The sequence below is a fragment of the Oleiphilus sp. HI0117 genome, assembly GCF_001635235.1.
In genome coordinates this window covers 1-1070 of record NZ_LWGA01000265.1, presented here as the reverse complement: position 1 = coordinate 1070, position 1070 = coordinate 1, and the positions used below count along the sequence as shown (strand labels likewise).

Genomic DNA, 1070 nt, shown 5'->3' with positions numbered 1-1070 from the left:
CTGAATCTGACGCAATTGACCGGATATGAACGTACCTGAAAGGCGACAACCTACGCTAAGCCACTGTAAATATTGGACTTTGACAGTACTTGACTGTAATTGAATGAATCTGACTGAAATGAGTATGGTGCCCGGGGCCGGAATCGAACCGGCACGTCCCGAAGGACGACAGATTTTAAGTCTGTTGCGTCTACCAATTTCGCCACCCGGGCTTTGGGGGCTTTTACATTTAACACCAAAGGGATGCTAAATGGAGGCGCGAGCCGGAGTCGAACCGGCCTACGTGGATTTGCAATCCAGTGCATAACCGCTTTGCTATCGCGCCTTTAAACTTGTACTAAACAAGAGCTTCAAATTCTACCATAGGATTGCAGCAATCCAGTGCACTCTTGTTAATCGGGCAGAGCCCTAAGCGCTTTGCTATCGCGCCTTTAAACTTGTACTAAACAAGAGCTTCAAATTCTACCGTAGGATTGCAGCAATCCAGTGCACTCTTGTTAATCGGGCAGAGCCCTAAGCGCTTTGCTATCGCGCCTTTAAACTACACCGTAAACTATATCGATAAATCTTTATAGTCCACTAACAAAAAACCTCGGATAAATCCGAGGTTTTTTAGAATTTGGAGCGGGAAACGAGATTCGAACTCGCGACCCCAACCTTGGCAAGGTTGTGCTCTACCAGCTGAGCTATTCCCGCAGATCACTTCATATTTCATTGCAACACTCTAGTAAAAAACAACTTTTCGTTGCCTGTGTTGCTGAAGTGGCGCATATATTAACGGATTCGATTTAAGAGTCAAGCAATGTTTAAGAGAATAATTCACTTTTTTTCAGCTATCTATTTTCCGAGAAGCAGATCGATTATTTTTTATACCAAAGCAGTAATACTTACTCCGCTTCTAACTCTCTTCAGAGAATAAGTGCTCCCACGATGCTGTGAGATATTGGTACATTGACCATAGCGTAAGAATCGATGCGAAGTATATAAGGCCAATCCCAGACCAATAAAACCAGTCAGATTCAGGGCCTAGCAACAACAGCATAATGGAGCCCATCTGGCACATAGTTTTT

3 tRNA genes are annotated in these 1070 nt (G+C 44.0%); all 3 read right to left on the bottom strand.

What is annotated here, in order from left to right:
• Positions 1–125: 125 nt before the first annotated feature.
• The 3 genes from A3757_RS03305 to A3757_RS03295 all read right to left on the bottom strand — a co-directional run bounded on the left by A3757_RS03305 (position 126) and on the right by A3757_RS03295 (position 696).
• Positions 126–212, bottom strand: a tRNA-Leu gene (locus A3757_RS03305).
• Positions 213–251: 39 nt separating this feature from the next.
• Positions 252–325: transfer RNA gene (locus A3757_RS03300), tRNA-Cys, on the bottom strand.
• A gap of 295 nt (positions 326–620) precedes the next feature.
• Positions 621–696 (bottom strand) — tRNA-Gly (locus A3757_RS03295).
• Between the last annotated feature and the right edge of the window lie 374 nt (positions 697–1070).